15 protein-coding genes are annotated in these 16527 nt (G+C 71.4%); 10 read left to right on the forward strand and 5 right to left on the reverse strand.

The genetic code is table 11. The annotated features are described in order from the left end of the window. Window positions 1-110 precede the first annotated feature (110 nt). The 4 genes from OG352_RS19215 to OG352_RS19230 all read left to right on the forward strand — a co-directional run bounded on the left by OG352_RS19215 (window position 111) and on the right by OG352_RS19230 (window position 3289). On the forward strand, window positions 111-1112 hold the full coding sequence (locus tag OG352_RS19215) for a hypothetical protein (RefSeq protein WP_329218454.1): 1002 nt from the start codon (window positions 111-113) through the stop codon (window positions 1110-1112). A 332-nt stretch (window positions 1113-1444) separates the two neighbouring features. Beyond that, complete coding sequence (locus OG352_RS19220; protein ID WP_329218456.1) at window positions 1445-2464, forward strand: hypothetical protein; 1020 nt, start codon at window positions 1445-1447, stop codon at window positions 2462-2464. Continuing rightward, window positions 2431-3045 carry a zinc ribbon domain-containing protein gene (locus OG352_RS19225; protein WP_329218458.1) on the forward strand — a complete coding sequence of 205 codons (615 nt, stop codon included), beginning with the start codon at window positions 2431-2433 and terminating at the stop codon, window positions 3043-3045. Before OG352_RS19220 ends, OG352_RS19225 begins: the two co-directional genes overlap by 34 nt. After that, window positions 3038-3289 carry a hypothetical protein gene (locus OG352_RS19230; protein ID WP_329218459.1) on the forward strand — a complete coding sequence of 84 codons (252 nt, stop codon included), beginning with the start codon at window positions 3038-3040 and terminating at the stop codon, window positions 3287-3289. The genes OG352_RS19225 and OG352_RS19230 overlap by 8 nt, the downstream gene beginning before the upstream one ends. On the opposite strand, the gene OG352_RS19235 is transcribed toward OG352_RS19230, so the two are convergent. Together OG352_RS19235 and OG352_RS19240 are read right to left on the reverse strand one after the other, a co-directional pair. After that, window positions 3286-3915 (reverse strand): HAD family hydrolase, encoded by a 630-nt coding sequence (locus OG352_RS19235; RefSeq protein WP_329218461.1) that lies wholly within the window; start codon window positions 3913-3915, stop codon window positions 3286-3288. The two genes, OG352_RS19230 and OG352_RS19235, sit on opposite strands and share 4 nt — an antisense overlap. 60 nt (window positions 3916-3975) lie before the next feature. Then, window positions 3976-4938, reverse strand: a complete 963-nt coding sequence (locus tag OG352_RS19240; RefSeq protein ID WP_329218462.1) for a hypothetical protein — start codon at window positions 4936-4938, stop codon at window positions 3976-3978. A gap of 150 nt (window positions 4939-5088) precedes the next feature. Between OG352_RS19240 and OG352_RS19245 the strand changes: the two genes are divergently transcribed. Next, window positions 5089-7683: a helicase C-terminal domain-containing protein gene (locus OG352_RS19245; protein ID WP_329218463.1), complete on the forward strand. Its 2595-nt coding sequence runs from the start codon at window positions 5089-5091 to the stop codon at window positions 7681-7683. Window positions 7684-7712: 29 nt separating this feature from the next. Here the strand turns inward: OG352_RS19245 and OG352_RS19250 are convergent, their stop codons facing one another. Continuing rightward, window positions 7713-8321: a hypothetical protein gene (locus OG352_RS19250; protein ID WP_329218464.1), complete on the reverse strand. Its 609-nt coding sequence runs from the start codon at window positions 8319-8321 to the stop codon at window positions 7713-7715. 186 nt (window positions 8322-8507) lie between these two features. Here OG352_RS19250 and OG352_RS19255 point away from each other — a divergent pair, with 186 nt between their 5' ends. Then, window positions 8508-10151, forward strand: coding sequence for a DNA repair helicase XPB (locus OG352_RS19255; RefSeq protein ID WP_329218465.1), 1644 nt, complete (start codon window positions 8508-8510; stop codon window positions 10149-10151). Window positions 10152-10169: 18 nt separating this feature from the next. Here the strand turns inward: OG352_RS19255 and OG352_RS19260 are convergent, their stop codons facing one another. Next, complete coding sequence (locus OG352_RS19260) at window positions 10170-10358, reverse strand: hypothetical protein (RefSeq protein WP_329218466.1); 189 nt, start codon at window positions 10356-10358, stop codon at window positions 10170-10172. 283 nt (window positions 10359-10641) lie between these two features. Between OG352_RS19260 and OG352_RS19265 the strand changes: the two genes are divergently transcribed. Next, window positions 10642-12705 (forward strand): HelD family protein, encoded by a 2064-nt coding sequence (locus tag OG352_RS19265; RefSeq protein ID WP_329218468.1) that lies wholly within the window; start codon window positions 10642-10644, stop codon window positions 12703-12705. Window positions 12706-13102: 397 nt separating this feature from the next. On the opposite strand, the gene OG352_RS19270 is transcribed toward OG352_RS19265, so the two are convergent. Next, complete coding sequence (locus OG352_RS19270; RefSeq protein WP_329218469.1) at window positions 13103-13516, reverse strand: hypothetical protein; 414 nt, start codon at window positions 13514-13516, stop codon at window positions 13103-13105. A 165-nt stretch (window positions 13517-13681) separates the two neighbouring features. On the opposite strand from OG352_RS19270, the gene OG352_RS19275 reads away from it, so the two are divergent. The 3 genes from OG352_RS19275 to OG352_RS19285 all read left to right on the forward strand — a co-directional run bounded on the left by OG352_RS19275 (window position 13682) and on the right by OG352_RS19285 (window position 16145). Next, window positions 13682-14521 carry a DUF5753 domain-containing protein gene (locus OG352_RS19275; protein WP_329218471.1) on the forward strand — a complete coding sequence of 280 codons (840 nt, stop codon included), beginning with the start codon at window positions 13682-13684 and terminating at the stop codon, window positions 14519-14521. Next, entirely contained in the window at window positions 14505-14720 is a 216-nt protein-coding gene (locus tag OG352_RS19280; protein WP_329218473.1) for a DUF397 domain-containing protein, read from the forward strand. The genes OG352_RS19275 and OG352_RS19280 overlap by 17 nt, the downstream gene beginning before the upstream one ends. A 267-nt stretch (window positions 14721-14987) precedes the next feature. After that, window positions 14988-16145: a VanZ family protein gene (locus OG352_RS19285; RefSeq protein ID WP_329218475.1), complete on the forward strand. Its 1158-nt coding sequence runs from the start codon at window positions 14988-14990 to the stop codon at window positions 16143-16145. Window positions 16146-16527 lie beyond the last annotated feature (382 nt).

A 16527-nucleotide genomic window follows, 5' to 3' on the forward strand; every position in this document is an offset into this window, starting at 1 on the left:
CAGAGGGCCTCCATAACCCACCAGCGTCAGTAGCGCAAAGCCCACACACCCGACATCCACTCCACCCCTGTCCTCGTCTTCACTTTTTGAGATGAGGGGGTGTGACGTCGATGTCCACCAGTCCGTTCGGCCCTGCGGCAGACAAGGCCCACGAGGAAAAAATCCGCGTCGACCTGGATCGCGTGTCACAGGAAGTTGTCGAGCGGAGCAAAGAGCTCGTCAGGCGGTATAAGCAGGAAGCAGCCGAATACAAGCGGCTCGCCGAGGCGGAGAGAGAGCGGCGTCGCAAGGCCGAGGCGCGGTTGCGTGCCTGCTCCAAGCTGCTCGACGAACGGTCGGTTCTCGAGTCGAAGCTCGGCTCCCTGATCCCCGACGCCGTACGAGCATGGGAGAACCTTCCGCTGCCGCCCGAAACGTCCCGGCTTCAAAGGGAGCTTGAGGCGGCAGAGAAGGACCGAGACGCATTCGCGGAGTTACTGAACACCGCGGCCGAGGAGCGGGACGCGGCGTTGAGGGCCCGCGACGCCGTCATCGCACGGCTGCAGCCACGCCAAGACGATGAACAGCCTCTGAAGGCAGAGCAGGCCTTGAAGACGCGGCTGGAATCCTCCTCTTTCCGAGGCGTTCTCAGACAAGCGCAACAGCACTGCTCGTCGCTGGTCATCACCGCGGATCTGGACGAGACCAAGAAACTGGAGCATCACCAGAAGGCTCCACACTGGCGAAGCCGTCTGGCCGCGACGCTGGCAGCCATGCAGGCTTACGCCGAGGCCAAGGATGTCGCGCGGGCGCAGGGCGGCAGAGCCGGCCCGGAGATGGCGAGCCTCAAGGCATACTGCGCGAACGAACCGTTCCCGCTGCTGGCCGAAGGGAAGGTGGTCCTCAGCGAGGGGCAGACGGCCAGCAGCAGCCCGCGAGGCAAGGCCCAACGCACTTTCCGCGTACCCGAGCACATCGCCCCCTCGGGGAAAGCCGTCATGGTCGAGCACATCCGCATCGGCGATGGTGCTCCGCCGGCGCCGCGACTGCACTATCTCGACGACACCGACAGAAGCGGATTGCTCGTCATCGGGTTCTTCGGCGACCACTTGTACAACGCCGGAACCAATTGACTGTCTGCGGCATCCAACGATGCCTGGCCCACCAGCGGCAGCGTCGTACGCAGGTGCGCACATCGAATGCGTGACTCTTTCGCAGGAGTGTCGTTGATCGGATGACAGCATCGCGGACGGAGAGGAGGTGATGATGGGCCGGAGGCTGCCGCTCGGTGAGGGGGAGACGGCCCGCACCGCCTGTGCCCGTGGCCTGTTGCGTGCGGGTGAGGTGGAGCGGACGGGTGAGGTGCTGTCGGCCGCTGCACTTGCGGAGCGCGTCGGCTGGTGCGTGGATCTGGTGTCCGGCCGGTGCGCTGACCGGCGAGCACTGGAACACCGCGGATGTGGACATGCTGGCGTCGGGTGAGGACGCCGGGGGCCGCGGACTGCCGTCGAACGCGTGGATGGCGCTGCGGCGTCTGGGCTGGAGCTGCGGTCCCCCGGAGGGTGTCCGGGTCAATGACCGCATCGTGCGTATGGCTCAGGAACAGGCCGGGCGCGTTCTGCGGTCGGTGAAGTGGCGCGCTGATCTGACCGTGGGCGTTCTCACGACGTGGCCTGCCGATCCGGCGAAGCGCCACGCTGGTGAGTGGGACGCGGTGCGCAACGCCGTAACCGGCGGCGCCTCTCTGCCGTCGAGCGTCATCAAGTCCCGTACCCGGCAGGCCGCTTCCTTCGTACGGAGGCACGGGCGGCTGCCGGTCGACGTGTTCGAGCTGGAGGCCGCGCCGCGCACTGCTCGGATGCTGCTGCTGTCGGCGTGCGACGGGCAGCGGGCCACCATCGAGCGGCACGAGAGCGATCCGGGCAGGGCACTGCTGCGGCTGCAGTTGCCCACCCGCCCCGACCCGCGCTCCTACGGGGACTGGACGTGGGTGTCCTGCCCGGTCTCGCTGCCGCCGACGGTCCCGGCAGGTGCGGTGCTGCATCTGCCCACCCTGCGCATCCATCAGGGCCGGGTACGGGCCGATCTCGCCTACACGCACGCCGTGCCGAAGTCCCGGCGGATCGGGCACACGGTCGCGCTGGGGGTGGACTGGGGCCTGAACACGATGCTGTCCGCCGGGGCGGTCCGGCTGCACGACGACGGCACGATCACCCCGCTCGGGGCGGGGGCATGTTCCGGGCCGGCGGCGTCCTGGCGAAACAGCATCGCCTGCGCCGTCTGTCCGAGCGCCTGCACGCCAAATCCGATCGGTACCAGCGGCTCACCGGCGGCGACTCCGGGCACGCACTGGCGGCCCGGCACCGGGTCCTCACCGATGAGATCGGACACGTCCGCGACCGCCGGTCGAACCTCAACGACGCCCTGGCCCGGGCGGCGGCACGTTGGGCCGTGGACCAGGCCGTCGCCGCCGGGGCGAGCGTGATCTACGTCGAAGACCTCCGCTCGATGGAGGCGCGGGGCATGGGCCGCACGATGAACACCCGCCTGTCCCAGGCCGTGCGCGGGCAGATCACGGACCGCATGCGACACCTCGCCGCCGAAGCCGGCATCGCCGTCGTCATCGTGCCCCCGAAGAACACCTCCAGGCACTGCCCCCAGTGCCTCACACCGCTGCGCCACCGCAAAGCCCCCGACCACCCGACCACCCCCGGGTGGAAGTGGGCACCCTCCCCCGCCGGCCCCACGGGACCGGCGGGCAAGCGTCCGGAGGGACACGCACCAACGGACCGGACCCGGCTGCCCCGCGCAGCCCACCGGCACCAGGACGTGACGACGATCGACACACCCGCCACAGCCGGTCACCGGCCACTAGGAGCAGCATTGGGCGCAGGATTCCACCTGCACGCCCACGCCACCCCTCCACGACGGGAAAGCCTCCTGCCGGACACTACGGCCCGACTGGAACGGCTGAGTCGATCAGAGACGCTGATGCTCTTCGGGCCGGGGACAAGACGTCCCCCGGTCGTTCCTCAGGGCTGGGAACTACCCTGGTCGGGTGCGTGACAAAACCCGAACGAATTCCGCCGTCCCCGGTGACCGACTGATCCGTGCCGGCGCCATCGTGTTCTTCGTCGGCGCCGTGGCCACACTCGTCACGGTCGCCCCGCTGTTCCTCGGCTCGACGCCTTTTCCGACGTACATGTTCGGATTGAGCATGCTCATGGGCGTCGGCTTCCTGATCGCCGGCGCGGGAGTGCTGCGATCGGCCGCCGCCGGACGGCGTCAGGCGCGGGGTGCGGGGGGCTAGTGCGGGAGGTGGCCGGTGAGGTGACCGGTGAGCCAGGCGGGGAATTCGGTGAGGTCGGCGAGCACGACATCCGCACCGGCCGTCCGCAGTTCCTCCGCACCGATCGGCCCGGTCGGCACGGCGACCGACAGCGCCCCGGCGGCGTGCGCGCCGAGCACGTCTCCCACGTGGTCGCCGACGTAGACGCTCGCGCCGTGCTCGCGCAGCGCCTGCGCCTTCTGCTCGGCCCACAGGTCGCCGATCACCGCGTCGGGGCCGAGACGCAGATGCTCGACCTGGAGCTTCGCGTTGGGCTGGTGCTTGGCGGTGACCACGATCGCCCGCCCGCCGGCCGCCCGCACGGCCGCGATCGCCTCCCGGGCGCCGGGCAACGCGGTCGCGCCGGTGACGCCGTGCTCCGGGTACAGCGAGCGGTAGACGTCGGCCATGGCCGCCACCTGCTCCGCCGGGTACCAGTGGGCCAGCTCCGTCTCGGGCGGCGGACCGAGCCGGGTGACGACCAGATCGGCGTCGATGTACGTCCCCGTCCGCTCGGCGAGCGCCAGGTAGGTGGCGCGGATGCCGGGCCGGGAGTCGATCAGGGTCATGTCGAGGTCGAAGCCGACCGTGAGCACGGGTGACGTCATGGACCCATTCTGCCCGCCCACCACAGCCGACCCTGGCCCCCTCTGCCTACCTCTGTCTGCCTACCTCTGTTTCTGCGACCGCCAGACCAGGAACAGCGCGGACGCCACGGCGGCGCCCCGGATCACCCAGGGCCAGGTGCCGGCGAGCGCGTCGTTCATGTGCCCGTCGGCGATGGGGGCGCCCCAGCGGCCGTCGGTGCGGCCCCACAGCCACACCAGCCCGGCGGCGACCGAGAGGCCTGGCAGCCAGACGACCGCCAGCTTCGTCTCCCGCTCGGTCAGCCGGCGCGAGACGTAGGCGATGGCCCAGCCCACGATCAGCGCGAACCAGTACCCGAGCGCCGCGCCCACGACCAGACACCCGGCGGCGATGAGGAGCAGCGGGTTGCTCCAGCGCCGCCCCTGCGGGGAGGCGGAGGTGGAGGAGCCCCGGGGGAAACGAAGCAGACGGCGACGGGGCCGGACGCCTTCGTCATCACCCGCTGCCTCCCCCTCGACGGCGAGGTCGTCCTCGTCCTGCTCGTCCTTCTCCTCGATCGTCCTGGGGGGCGGGGGCTTGAGCAGGTCCGGGATCTCCACGCCGCCGACGAACCCCGGGACGTCGTCGCCGAGTTCGAGCGGCGCCGGCCCGCGCAGCCACCAGTCGGGGTCGGACGCCTCACGGCTGTCGCCCGACTTCTGCGCGGGGACGGCGGGCGGCGCGCCGCGCCGGGTGCCCTTCGGCCGCTTCGACGCCTCCTCGCGGTCCCGCTGGACGGGCACGGAGGGCGCCGGCGGCTGCGGAACGCCGGGGCCGCTGTCGGCGGCGGCGTCGACGAGGTCGTCGGGGCTGCCGAGGCGGTCGATGATGCGCCGGACGGCGGCGGGCGAGTCGACCGTCGCCTTCGCCCGGCGCCGGTCGATCTCGTTGCGCAGCTCGGAGACGAGCCGCATCCGCGTGGCCGACGACAACTGCCGCTGCTGCGCGACGTCCCCGACCCGGCTCAGATACTCGTAGACGACTTGGTCACTCTCGATCCCCACGGGGCGAAGCTAGTGCATTTCAGCCCGTCCGGGGGTCCCCCCGCTCGAGCGCAGCCGAGAGTGGGGGAGTTTGAGGACAGGCCCCTTCAGGGCCGGTGGGGGGTCTGGGGGCGCAGCCCGCAGGGGGCGCCAACCGCTACCGTGGGCAAGATGAGCACCGAGGACGAGCTGGCCCCCCGCTCCCTAGCGGCAGCGCTCCGCGCCCGGGACGACACTTCCCTGGCCGCACTGCTGGGCGCCCGCCCCGACCTCATCACCCCGGTCCCGACCGACCTGACCCAGCTCGCCACCCGCGCCGGCACCCGTGCCTCCGTCGTCCGCGCGCTGGAGCGGCTCGACCGGTTCGCCCTGCAGACGGCGGAGGCGCTGGCCGTGGCCGGCGACCCGGCGACGTACGGCGAACTGCTCGCGCTGACGGCGGGCGACGCCCGCGACCCGGCCGTCGTCGAGGCGCTCCCCGGCGCGCTGGCGGCGCTGCGCGAACAGGCCCTGGTCTGGGGCGCCGACGACCGCCTGCACCTGGTCCGCACCGCCCGCGAACTGCTCGCGCCGTCCCCGCAGCACCCGTCCCCGACGGGACTCGGGCCGAGCGTGCGGGAGGCGACGGCGGGCATGTCGCCGGGCCGGATCCAGGAGATCGTGGCGGCGGCCGGGCTGCCGTCCACGCACGACCCGGTGTCCGCCGTCGCCGCGCTCACCGCCCTCTTCGGCCACCGCAAGAAGATGGCCGCGCTGCTCGCGGGGGCGCCCGCCGAATCCCTCGACGTCCTGGAGCGGCTGGTGTGGGGGCCGCCGTACGGGCAGGTCACCCACGACCCCGCGGCGCGGCTGCGCTGGCTGCTGGACCGCGGGCTGCTGCTGCCGACGGCGCCCGGGACCGTCGTCCTGCCCCGGGAGGTCGCCCTGCATCTGCGCGCGGGGCGGGCCCACCGGACGCCCGAACCGGCGCCGCCGGCCGTGGAGCCGGCCGCCGCGCACGCCCCGCAGGTGGTGGACGCGACGGCGGCCGGGCAGGCGTACACGGCGCTGGCGACCGTCGAGGAGCTGCTGAAGGACTGGGACGAGGGCGGGCCGGCGGTGCTGCGGGCCGGCGGGCTCAGCGTGCGCGACCTGAAGCGGACGGCCGTCGCGCTGGACGTGTCCGAGCCGGTGGCCGCGTTCTGGGTGGAGCTGTCGTACGCGGCCGGGCTGCTCGCCTCCGACGGCGAGGCCGACGAGCGGTACGCGGCGACCCCGGAGTACGACGAGTGGCTGGAGCGGCCGCCCGCGGAGCGGTGGGCGCGGCTGGCGGAGGCGTGGCTGACGGCGACCAGGACCTCCGGGGTGGTCGGCGGCCGGGACCTCAAGGAGCGGGCGCTGTCGGCGCTGGGTCCGGGCCTGGACCGGTCCGCCGCGCCCGAGGTCCGCCACCGGGTGCTGACGCTGCTGGCCGGGCTCCCCGAGGGCACCGCGCCGGACCCGGAAGCCCTGCGCGCCCGGCTCCGCTGGGAACGCCCTTTGCGCGGCCCCCAGACCCACCAGGGACCCCAGGCTCCCCACGGTTCTCAGGGCTCTCAGGCCGACGAGGATCTGCGCTCCCGGCTGGCCCGCTGGACCCTGGCGGAGGCCGAGTCGCTGGGCGTGACCGGCCGGGGCGCGCTGTCGTCACAGGGCCGCGCCCTTCTGGGGGCACCGCACCCCCCGAAACCCGCCCCCGCTCACAACGCCCCGGCCGGCCCCGGCGACAGGCTCCCCGCCCACCACCAGCACCGCCCGGCCGCCCCCGCTCCGGCGCCACTCTCACCCCCCGAGCAGGCCGTCGCCGCCACGGCCGCCGCCCGGCTCCTGGCCCCCCTCCTCCCAGAGCCCCTGGACCACGTCCTGCTCCAGGCGGACCTGACCGCGGTCGCCCCCGGCCCGCTGCGGCGCCCCCTCGCCGACGTGCTGAACGTGCTCGCGGACGTCGAGTCCAAGGGCGGCGCGACGGTCTACCGCTTCACGCCGGGCTCGGTCCGCCGCGCGCTGGACGCCGGCCGCAGCGCCTCCGACCTGCAGGCCTTCCTCACCGAGCACTCGCGTACCCCGGTGCCGCAGCCGCTGGCGTACCTGATCGACGACGTGGCCCGCCGGCACGGCCATCTGCGGGTGGGCGCGGCATCGGCCTACGTCCGCTGCGACGACGACGCCGTACTGAACGAGATCCTCGCCGACAAGCGCGCCGTCGCCCTGCGCCTGCGCCGCCTGGCCCCCACGGTGCTCGCGGCGCAGGCCGACCCGGCGACCCTGCTGGACGGGCTGCGCGCGATGGGCTTCGCGCCGGCCGCCGAGTCCGCCGAGGGCGACGTCCTGATCGCCCGCGCGCACGCCCACCGCACCCCGCCCCGCACGGCCCCCGAGCCGGTGCCGGACGGCCCGCCGGTCCCGGACGCCACGCTGCTGACGGCGGCGATCCGCGCGATCCGGGCCGGCGACCTGGCCGCCACGACCCCCCGCAAGCCGACGACGGAGGACGCCGCTCCGCTCGCCGCCGGCGAACTCCCCCGCACCAGCCCGGCCGAGACCCTCGCCACCGTGCAGGCCGCCGTCCTCACCGGCGAGGCCCTGTGGATCGGCTACGTCAACGCCGAGGGCACCGCCAGCCAGCGCGTCATCGCCCCGGTCCGGGTGGAGGGCGGCTTCGTGACGGCGTACGACCACACGGCGGACGAGGTCCGCACGTACCCGCTGCACCGGATCACGGGCGTGGCGGAACTGGCCGACGACTGACGACACTCCCCACTCCCCGGTCGGCCCCTTCAGCACTCCCCGACGGAGGCGTCCGCGGGCAGGCGGAAGTGGGTGCGGGCCTCGGTCTCCAGGGCGGCGGACGACATCGGCTCCTGGAGCGAGGCCCTGACGTAGACGCCGAAGTGCGCGTGCGTCCACGGCGCGTACCCGGCGCCGTCGGGCGCCTCCTCCCGGGAGACGACCCGGTAGCCGCCGTCGGCCGCGTCGTCCCGCTGGAGCCGCACGACCTGCGGGAACTGTCTGCCGCTGCACTCCACCAGGCCGCCGCCGCGCACCCCGAACTCGATGCACAGCGTGTTGACGCCCGCCCGCACCTCGCCCGCGTGCTCCGCCAGTTCGAGCGGCTCCGCCCGGCAGAACCAGCGGGCGTCGAGCGCGGTCACGCTCTCGCCACCGCCACCGCCACCGCCTCCACCGCTACCGCTACCACTGCCGCTGTCCCGCGAGTCCGCCGCGATCCGGGCCTCGATCACCGGCCGTACCTCGCCCCACAGCCGCGCGTCGACGTGCGGCGGCCACAGCACCCAGGTGCCGGTCGCCGCCAGCACCGCCGCCGCCCCCACCCCGACCGCCGCCCTGCGAAACGACAGCACCGACTCGGCCGGCTGGACCGACATACCGTGAACTCCTCACCGCGTCGCGCCCACCGCGCTGCTCTGCTGGTCAGACACCCGACCGGCGCACAGGGTTGCGCAAGGTGGAGGCCGCGGTGACGGCCGTGGTCACGGTCGGGCAGCGACCCCCCGTTTCGGCACGTCGTACGGCACACTGGAGGTTTGGCCCGCGCGGAAGGGATGGCGTACGTGAACGGACCGCTGATCGTCCAGTCGGACAAGACTCTGCTGCTGGAGGTCGACCACGAGCAGTCCGGCGACTGCCGTCGGGCCATCGCGCCGTTCGCGGAGCTGGAGCGGGCGCCGGAGCACATCCACACCTACCGGGTGACCCCGCTGGGCCTGTGGAACGCGCGGGCGGCCGGGCACGACGCCGAGCAGGTCGTGGACGCGCTCGTGCAGTACAGCCGCTACCCGGTGCCGCACGCGCTGCTCGTCGACATCGCCGAGACGATGGACCGCTACGGCCGGCTGACGCTCAGCAAGCACCCGGCGCACGGCCTGGTGCTGACGACCACCGACCGGCCGGTGCTGGAGGAGATCCTGCGCTCCAAGCGGGTCGCCCCGCTCGTCGGCGCCCGGATCGACCCGGACACCGTCATCGTGCACCCCTCCGAGCGCGGGCAGATCAAGCAGACGCTGCTGAAGCTGGGCTGGCCGGCCGAGGACCTCGCGGGGTACGTCGACGGCGAGGCGCACCCGATCGACCTGGCCGAGGACGGGTGGGCGCTGCGGCCCTACCAGAAGCAGGCCGTGGAGAACTTCTGGCACGGCGGCAGCGGGGTCGTCGTCCTGCCGTGCGGCGCGGGCAAGACGCTCGTCGGGGCCGGGGCGATGGCCGAGGCGAAGTCCACCACGCTGATCCTCGTCACGAACACGGTCTCGGCGCGGCAGTGGAAGCACGAGCTGGTGAAGCGGACGTCCCTGACCGAGGAGGAGATCGGCGAGTACAGCGGGACGCGGAAGGAGATCCGGCCCGTCACCATCGCCACCTACCAGGTGCTGACGACCCGCCGTAAGGGCGTCTACCCGCACCTGGAGCTGTTCGACTCCCGGGACTGGGGTCTCATCGTCTACGACGAGGTGCATCTGCTCCCCGCCCCCGTCTTCAAGTTCACCGCCGATCTCCAGGCCCGCCGCCGCCTCGGCCTGACCGCGACGCTCGTGCGCGAGGACGGCCGTGAGTCGGACGTGTTCTCGCTCATCGGGCCGAAGCGGTTCGACGCGCCGTGGAAGGAGATCGAGGCGCAGGGCTACATCGCGCCCGCCGACTGCGTCGAGGTCCGCGTGAACCTGACCGACTCCGAGCGGCTGGCGTACGCGACCGCCGAGGCGGAGGAGAAGTACCGCTTCTGCGCGACGACCGCGACGAAGCGGAAGGTGACGGAGGCGATCGTCCGCCGCTTCGCGGGCCAGCAGATCCTGGTCATCGGCCAGTACATCGACCAACTCGACGAGCTGGGCGAGCACTTGAACGCCCCCGTCATCAAGGGCGAGACCTCCAACGCGCAGCGCGAGAAGCTCTTCGGGGCCTTCCGCGAGGGCGAGATCAGCGTGCTGGTGGTGTCGAAGGTCGCGAACTTCTCGATCGACCTGCCGGAGGCGACGGTCGCCGTCCAGGTCTCGGGCACCTTCGGCTCCCGCCAGGAGGAGGCCCAGCGCCTGGGCCGGGTGCTCCGCCCGAAGGCGGACGGCCACCAGGCCCACTTCTACTCCGTCGTCGCCCGGGACACCCTCGACCAGGACTTCGCCGCACACCGCCAGCGCTTCCTGGCGGAACAGGGCTACGCCTACCGGATCATGGACGCGGACGAGCTGCTGGCGGAGAGCTGAGCGGAGACCGAGCGGACGTCACTTACGGCGGACGCCCGCTTCCTCTCCGTACTCACCGAGGATGATCACGTCGAAGGCGGCGCGCACGAAGACCTTTATCGCGCGCAGGCCGTCGCCGACGCGGTGGTGATGCAGGTCGGACAGGTCGGACACGGGGGTCGCACCGGACGGGCGACCGGGGGCTGGGGTGAGGGTCGCTGCACTCATGCCTCCATGATGCGATCCGGGGCATAAAGGGGGCATCGGTCCTGAGTCTCGACCTTGTGTACTACTTGAGTACCCCTGGGTGGAGACGCCTCCCCCAGGGGAGGGAAAACCGTTCAGGGGAGGGAAAACCGTTCGCCTCCGCCGCTCCCCCTCCCCTAGAATCTCCGCTCTTGCCCGCCTCCCTCAACCGGAGAGCCGCCGTCCGGCCGGAAACCGGACGGCATCCCGCAGCCGCAGCCCACCCTGCGGCGCCACCCTCAGCCGGCCGCCCGGAGGCACCCCCTTGTCCACCTTGTCCGCGCCGTCCCTGCCCGCCCCCGACGGCGACCCCCTCGCCCGCGAGCGCGGCCACCTGGCCTCCTCCCGTGGCGCCCTGCGCGCCATGCGCGAGGACGTCGAGGCCCTCGACATCTCCGACGTCGCCGCGAACTGGGTCAACGCCCAGATCCTGGGACGTCAGATCGGGGAGCGCATCAAGGCGCTCGCCGACCTCAGCGACACCCCGCTGTTCTTCGGCCGCCTCGACTACCTGCACGCCCCCGGCACCGACCTGGCGGAAGGGGCCGAGGGCGAGCGCTTCTACATCGGGCGGCGGCATGTGCACGACGGCGACGGGGACCCGATGGTCATCGACTGGCGTGCGCCGGTCTCGCAGCCGTTCTACCGGGCGTCGAAGAAGGACCCGATGGACGTCGGGCTGCGCCGCCGCTTCGGTTACACGGGTGGCGACCTCACCGCCTACGAGGACGAGCACCTCTCGGACCCGTCGGAGACCGTGCGGACCAGCAAGCTGCTCCAGCAGGAGATCGAGCGCCCACGTGTCGGCCCGATGCGGGACATCGTCGCGACCATCCAGCCCGAGCAGGACGAGATCGTCCGCAGCGGGCTGGGCGGGACGGTCTGCGTCCAGGGCGGTCCGGGCACCGGAAAGACGGCGGTCGGCCTGCACCGGGTCGCCTACCTCCTCTACGCCCACCGCGAGCGGCTCGCCCGCACGGGCACGCTGGTCATCGGGCCGAACAGGTCCTTTCTCCACTACATCGAGCAAGTGCTGCCCGCTCTGGGCGAGTTGGCGGTCCGCCAGGGCACGGTCGACGACCTGGTGGCCCATGTGGAGGTGCGGGGCGAGGACGACGCGACGGCGGCGGTCGTCAAGGGCGACGCGAGGATGGCGGAGGTGCTGCGGCGGGCGGTCTACGCGCACGTCAGCATGCCGGCCGAGCCGGTCGTCGTGGTGCGCGGCTCGCGGCGCTGGCGGGTCCCGGCGTACGAACTGGAGCAGATGATCCGGGAGTTGCTCGACCGGGACATCCGGTACGGCGCGGCCCGCGAGGCCCTGCCGCAGCGCATCGCGCACGTGGTGCTGGTGCAGATGGAGCGCTCGGGCGAGGCCCCGGACGACCGGGTGCAGGACGCCGTCGCCCGGGGCAGCGCGGTGAAGGCGGCGGTGAAGGCGGTCTGGCCGGCCGTCGACCCGGCGAAACTCGTCCTGCGGCTGCTGTCCGACGCGGAGTTCCTCGCCACGCACGCGGAGGGCGTGCTGACCGACGACGAACAGAAAACGATCCTGTGGCCGAAGCCGGTGCGCTCGGTGAAGACGGCCAAGTGGTCTTCGGCGGACGCGGTGTTGATCGACGAGGCGACGGACCTCGTCGAGCGCACGCACTCCCTCGGCCATGTCGTCCTGGACGAGGCGCAGGACCTGTCCCCCATGCAGTACCGGGCGGTCGGCCGGCGCTGCACGACGGGTTCGGCGACCGTACTGGGCGACCTCGCGCAGGGCACGACCCCTTGGGCGACCCGGAGTTGGCAAGAAGCCCTCACCCACCTCGGCAAGGCGGACGCGGTGATCGAGGAACTGACCGCCGGTTTCCGCGTCCCGACGGACGTCATCACCTACGCCTCCCGTCTGCTCCCGCACATCGCGCCCGGCCTCACCCCGGTCGCGTCGGTCCGTGAGAACCCCGGCTTCTTCGACCTCCGCCCGATCGCCGACGACACCGAAGTCGTGGCGGCCTGCGAGGAGTTGCTCCGCAACGAGGGCTCGACGGGCCTGATCGCGGCGGACACCCGCATCCCGGCCCTGGCCGAAGCCCTCACGACGGCGGGCCTACGCTTCCTCTCCCCCGGCGAGGAAACCACGGCCGAGACCCGCCTCACCCTGGTCCCGGCCTCCCTGGCCAAGGGCCTGGAGTACGACTACGTGGTCCTGGACGAACCCCAAGCCGTCGTCAACGCCGAACCAGACGAACGAACAGGCCTACGCCGCCTGTACGTCTCCCTGACCCGAGCGGTCTCGGGCCTGATCGTGACCCACTCGACGGCCCTGCCGGAGCAACTCGGCTGACGCTCACCACAGCACCCCTCCAGAGGAACGGTGGCGCTGTCGATGGGTTCGGCGGTGAAGACGTAGCGCAGGCCGGTGCCGGTCATCACCTGGAACACATACGGCCTGCCTTCGGCGAGCCCCTCCAGTGCCCGTTCCAGCTCGTCGGCGTCGCGAAGCCAGGCGCGCACCTGCCGGGTGGGCCAGCCGTCGAACCGACCGGCCACGCGCCCCACGCGCTCACGCAGACAACTCATGATCATGCGCGGGGAGTTCGCCTCGTACTCCCCGAGCACGGTGCGGAATCCGCCGGGCACATACGCGACCACGCGCAGACGAAAGCCCAGGTCCGCCCGCGTCGGGGCCGACAGATCGTCCGGGGGTTCCAGGACCGCGTGGTCCGCGACGGTGCGGCGGGTCATCCGTCGTGGTCCTTGCGCTGGTGGCGGCGCATCAGGACGTTGGCGTCCGACACGGCGCTGTAGTCGAACTCGACGCGTGCGAGCGCGCGTTGCGCGTCGAGTTCGGCGCACGCGTCGCACCCCGGGGCGGGAACGGGCGGCCGGGTCATGTCGCAGCCCGACCCCGGCCCACGCACCGCGTCGTCCCGGCCGGTGCGGTCGTTGACCGCCTTCACCTCGGCGCTGAGCCGCTCCGTCGTGGTGGCCGGCCGGATCCGCACCGGGTCGGCCTGCCACTCGCGCCCGCCGCCCACCGGGCGCAGCATCGCGTACGGCCCCGCCTTGTCCCGGTACTCCCCGACCCTGCGGGTCACCGGGTCGTAGACCAACGCACCCTGCGCCGGGGGTTGGTCGTCTGCCTGCCGCACCATCATCACTCCATGTACGTTTATGCGCACAACCCGTGAGAAACGGGTAGTCACGCACTGCGTTCAAGTCACTACCAACATGGCCGATTCGGCAGGCCGGACACACCGGTGGGCTGTCACCGGACGCCTTTGGTGACAGCGGTTCGACGAGGAGAGAGGTGCGGTGAAGTGGAGTTGACCAGCGAGGACGGCAAGCTCACGCCCCGGGAGAGGCTCGGCAGGCGACTGCGTCGCCTCCGCGAGCGCAAGGGGCTGTCACTGCGTCAGCTCTCCGAACTGGTGGGCGGCTACTCGCACAGCTACTTGGGGCGGGTAGAACTGGGTGAACAACTGCCGTCGGAGTCCCTGGTCAACACCCTGGACGAGTTCTTCGAGACGGACGGCGTCCTGGCCGAACTCCTGGAACTCGCCCAGGACCCGCTGATCCCCGGCTACTTCCGCAAGCCCTTCGCCAAGGAGAAAGAGGCCGTACGCATCCAGGTGTTCACGAGCAGCCTGGTCCCCGGACTCGTCCAGACCCCTCAGTACGCGCAGTCGCTCATCCGCAGGTCGCTGCCGGGTGAGACCGACGAACGCGTCAACGAGCGGGTGGCCATCCGCATGGAACGGCAACTCATCCTGGACCGGGAGGAGCCGCCCTTCTACTGGGCGATCATGGACGAGTCGGCGCTGAGGCGAAAGGTCGGCAACGCCCAGTGCATGAAGGACCAGATGTGCCGACTGCTGGACCTGGCGGCCCGGCCACGTGTGACCGTGCAGATCCTGCCGTTCGACCAGGGCGGTTACCCGCTGATGGGCGGAAGCCTGACCTTGCGGACACTGCCCGACGGCGAGACGGTCGCGTTCATCGAGAGCTACGGCTCCGGTGAGCTAGTAGAGTCCCCGGCAAGGGTCCTTGAGCAGACACTGAGATTCGACATGGCGCGCTCACTGGCCCTCACGGACGACGAATCACTCGATCTGATCCGCACATACTTGAAAGAGTACGAAGTTGAAGACGATTCCTGACGCATCGACTCTCCCCGCCTGGCGCAAGTCCAGCTACAGCGACAACGGCGAAGGCGGTTGCATCGAGATCTCGGACGGATACCTCACCGGCGTCCCCGTCCGCGACTCCAAGGCACCCCACGGTCCCGCGCTCGTCTTCGAGACGGCCGCCTGGTCGTCGTTCGTCGGCGCTGTCAAGGCCGAGGGGTTCACCGCCTGAGCCGCGCAGCACCGGAGTAACCGGCCCTCGCAAAACGGGGTCTTCGAAGTCGAGCGGCGCACGGACACCCCGGGTCCCCGGTAGGTGAGTTCCAGGAATGTGACACTCCCCCACCGAAGTGTCACATTCCTGCGCGGACCACCCCTCGGACAGGCACCCGGCAGAGAGCCACCGGAGTGGCGAGCAACAACTGCTTCTTCCGGACGCTGACGCACAGTTGGGGCGGCGTGACCAGCACTCCGGGCATCGTGCTCTGAAGGCCACCTCGTGATCGAAGCGTCCATCGCGGCCGTACCCGGCCTGATCGTCTCCTTCCTGGTTCTCGCCGTCGTGCTCACGGCACCCACCGCACTGGTGGCCAGGGCCCGCGACAAGCCCTGGCCGCTGCGAACGGCCCTGGCCGTCTACGTGGCCGGCCTCCTCGCGGTGACGCTGCTCCCCGGTGACGCCGGCCTTGAGGCCTGGCAGTGCGACACAGGAGCACCCACGCACCTGTTCACCTCGGTCGGTTCCCTGCTGAACATCGCCCTCTTCGCACCGGCCGGGTTCCTGGCCGTCCTGCTGTTCCGGCGGCCGGTCACCGTGGCGGCTGCGGGCGCCTTCCTGAGCGCGGCAGTCGAGCTGATGCAGTCGGCGGCGAGCTTCGGCCGGTCGTGCAGCGTGAGCGATCTCGCGGCGAACGCGGTTGGGGCCGTGGCCGGTGCCCTGGCCGGGGCTTTGTGGCTCTACCGACAGCGCAGGCTGCCGCGCAGACCGGTGCGCGACCTCCTGTGGGGCACCACTCTTGCCGTGGCCGGTGCCGTGGCGGTGGCGGGAGTCTTCGACAGCCGCATCACCGGGGTGGATGTCGTCGCCCAGGACGACCGGACACACAGCCTCGCCGAGTCCTCCGTCCAGGCCAACGAGTGGATCACTGACGCGGCCAAGGGCATCTACGGCAGCGACACCGAGGTCACGGAATCCGCTACCCAGAAGAGCGGAGAGCGCTTGAAGATCACCGCGGAGACGAACCGCGGCAGCATCTCGGGCTGGTGGCCCGACAAGGATCTCGTCAGCGCGTGGTCGTCGAACACGCGTGGCGACGGAGGGTCCCTCAGCGAGGCCCAAGTCGCCAAGGACGCCGACAAGTTCGCACGTCAGTGGTTTCCGAAGAACGTCGCCGGAAGCGAGCAGAAGATCCGCTCCATCGGGGACGGCCCCACCCGGGCCTACACCGTGATCTACCGGCGCTACGCGGATGGCGTGATGATGCCGATGCGCCTCGACCTCACCATCACCACAACCGCTCGGGTCATCGGGTTCTCAGCCGTGACAGTCGAGGATCCCGCACTGCCGCAGGTCACTGTCGATGAGACGAAGGCCAGGGATCTGGCGCAGAACAAGACCGGGCTGTCGACCGAACACGCCGTCCTCCTCGCCCAGTAAATCGCTGGTGCCTGGCGGCCCGTCTGGATAGTCGGAAGCGGCAAGCAGGACATCGCTGTCGACGCCGCAACAGGCAAACTCCTTTCCACCTCCTGAGCCGGCTCGATGGCCTGTCCCCTGGGCCGGGCAGGAGACACGAATACCCGGAAAGGGGAATCAGAAATCAGACGCTGCGTGCTGCTCCCCAGTCCGCCCTCGACGGCATCGAAGCCCTGACGCTGTCGGCGAATCCACGGACGGCCGGATACCAGTTCCACAAATGTGACACTCAAGGGGGCATGTGTCACAGTTTGCGGCCGATACCACCCGGGCCCCCGGCACCGACCCACCGTGGCCCGGATCGCCCAGGCGGAATTCGCCAACACCATCAGCCCTGGGGATC

The organism is Streptomyces sp. NBC_01485 (genome assembly GCF_036227125.1).
Lineage (GTDB): Bacteria > Actinomycetota > Actinomycetes > Streptomycetales > Streptomycetaceae > Streptomyces.

What these genes read in the sequence shown, in the direction of transcription:
- OG352_RS19215 (WP_329218454.1), top strand. Translation starts at nt 111, where the DNA reads ATGTCCACCAGTCCGTTCGGCCCTGCGGCAGACAAGGCCCACGAGGAA.
- OG352_RS19250 (WP_329218464.1), bottom strand. Translation starts at nt 8,321, where the DNA reads ATGTCGGTCCAGCCGGCCGAGTCGGTGCTGTCGTTTCGCAGGGCGGCG.
- OG352_RS19245 (WP_329218463.1), top strand. Translation starts at nt 5,089, where the DNA reads ATGAGCACCGAGGACGAGCTGGCCCCCCGCTCCCTAGCGGCAGCGCTC.
- OG352_RS19220 (WP_329218456.1), top strand. Translation starts at nt 1,445, where the DNA reads ATGCTGGCGTCGGGTGAGGACGCCGGGGGCCGCGGACTGCCGTCGAAC.
- OG352_RS19235 (WP_329218461.1), bottom strand. Translation starts at nt 3,915, where the DNA reads ATGACGTCACCCGTGCTCACGGTCGGCTTCGACCTCGACATGACCCTG.
- OG352_RS19270 (WP_329218469.1), bottom strand. Translation starts at nt 13,516, where the DNA reads ATGGTGCGGCAGGCAGACGACCAACCCCCGGCGCAGGGTGCGTTGGTC.
- OG352_RS19260 (WP_329218466.1), bottom strand. Translation starts at nt 10,358, where the DNA reads ATGAGTGCAGCGACCCTCACCCCAGCCCCCGGTCGCCCGTCCGGTGCG.